The sequence below is a fragment of the Paraglaciecola sp. genome (genome assembly GCF_051252315.1).
Lineage (GTDB): Bacteria > Pseudomonadota > Gammaproteobacteria > Enterobacterales > Alteromonadaceae > Paraglaciecola.
Genome location: NZ_JBPOFP010000250.1, coordinates 1 through 2,195 on the forward strand (window position 1 = coordinate 1; position 2,195 = coordinate 2,195).

At 50.8% G+C, this 2,195-nt stretch carries 1 pseudogene; it reads right to left on the reverse strand.

The annotated features are described in order from the left end of the window. Nucleotides 1-2,195 (reverse strand): annotated as a pseudogene (locus tag ACSHXM_RS21720) (hypothetical protein); the annotation flags it as partial.

A 2,195-nucleotide genomic window follows, 5' to 3' on the forward strand; every position in this document is an offset into this window, starting at 1 on the left:
GTCACGCTCGCATCACTGCTCGCCTGCGCACTCACTGCGTTAAAGACTATGCCGGTGCCACTGGTCGTCGCGCCAGTGCCTTTTGTCACTATATCCAGCGCGTTCCAGGTCGTTGCGGTATTGATATCGAGCTGAGTGATGACAGGGTCTGGATTTTGGGCATTAAAGCCTTCATCGGTGTCCAAAATACCGTCATTGTCATCATCGAGATCATCTATGTTGGCGATGCCATCATCGTCCGGGTCTACGTCTGGGTTTTCTCGATAGTCAAAGTTTCTACCCTGTCCAGTGGCCGCTTTACCATCGATACCGGCATCGCCATCAGTGTCGCGCAAATTGAAGCTCACCACTTCACCTGCACCATCTAACGTCACGTTTTCATCGCTGACATTGTAACCGTCTTCCCTGTCAGCACCCTCAAATATGTCGAGTAAACCATCGCGATCGGTATCCTCATCCGAGGTAATACTGTCGGGACCATTGCCACCGCGCTCAAAGACATCTAGCTCGCCATCATCGTCCGAATCGCTGTCAATGTAATCTGCTACGCCATCGGCGTCTGTATCAACAGCGCTCAAGCCACCTGTATAAGCGGTGTCGACCCCGTTGCTGGCGATCACACCGCTGGGGCCTTTATAGCCCTGTGTCGTTTGCGCTTCAACATTGTCGGTGATGCCATCGTTGTCACTGTCAAGATCTAGGTGATCGGCAACGCCATCGTTGTCGCTGTCTCTCTCGTTGGCACTCTCGGTGGTGATCGTCATTGACTGCACACCCCAGTCATCGCCATAGGTGTTGCCGGTGACACTGGCATCATCTTTAATCACTAGTGTGAGGCCTTTACCTGAGCCACTGAGCGTAATCACTTCATTGTTGGCATTAAAGGTGCCGTTGCCAATAGTGGATTTTTGCTGCCACTGGGTTTCACCGACCACCTTGCCATCACTGTCTACGAGCTGGAAAATACCTTTCGCCAAACCACCATAGTTAGTGCCATAGTGTGAGCGCACCACGATATCAATAGATACATCGTGCGATTTTTCATCACTCGCCAAGTTGATGGTAACCGCTGAGGCACTGCTCGCCTTTTGACTCACCGCGTTAAACGTCAGCCCTGTCGCTGTCGCTGTTACTCCCGCTCCCTCGCTCGTGATGTCTAGTGCGTTCCACGCCGCTGCAGTATCCACTTGCACTGTGTTAACAATAGGTTGTGAGCTAAAGCCCTCATCGACATCGAGAATGCCGTCGTTATCATCATCAAGGTCCACTATATTTAACACGCCGTCATTATCGGTATCAATGGAGGAGTCTTCGCGATAATCTAGATTGCGCACCAGGCCATTGGCGTCACTGCCATCAGCTGACAAGTCATCGTCTGTATCAGCTAAGTTATAACGAATAACGTTACCTGCGGTATCGACCTCGACGTTGCTATCAAAGACGTTATAACCGTCATCAACGCTGCCATCTTCAAAGATATCCAATAAGCCGTCACCGTCTGTATCCTCTGTGGATGTAATGCTGTTAGCGCCCTGCACATCGCGTTCGACAATGTCACTGATACCATCATTATCACTGTCTTGATCGATATAATCAGCCACACCGTCACTGTCGGTATCAACTGCCGTTAAACCGCCGACGTAAATATCATCGACACCGTCCTGATTAAGGTCGACACCTGTCGGCCCTTGATAGCCTTGCGTGCTCTGAGCTTCGACATTATCAGTGATACCATCGTTGTCGCTATCAAGATCCAGGTAATCGGCGATGCCATCACTATCAGTGTCGCGATGCGCACTCACCGCTGTGGTGACACTCAGCGATTGCACGCCCCAGTCATCACCGTAGGTATTGCCCTGCTCGCTGCCATTATCTTTGACAACTAATGTAAGGCCTTTACCTGATCCGCTAATACTGATCGTCTCGTTGTTCGCATTAAAGCTGCCGTTACCTATGCTATCTTTCTGCTGCCACTGTATTTCACTAACCACTTTGCCATCACTATCAACAAGTTGGAAAATACCTTTCGCTGCGCCGCCATAGTTATTGCCATAGTGCGAGCGCACCACGATATCAATGGACACCTCTTCATATTGCTGCTTGGTCGATAGCTTGACCGTCACGCTCGCATCACTGCTCGCCTGCGCACTCACTGCGTTAAAGACTATGCCGGTGCCACTGGTCGTCGCGCCAGT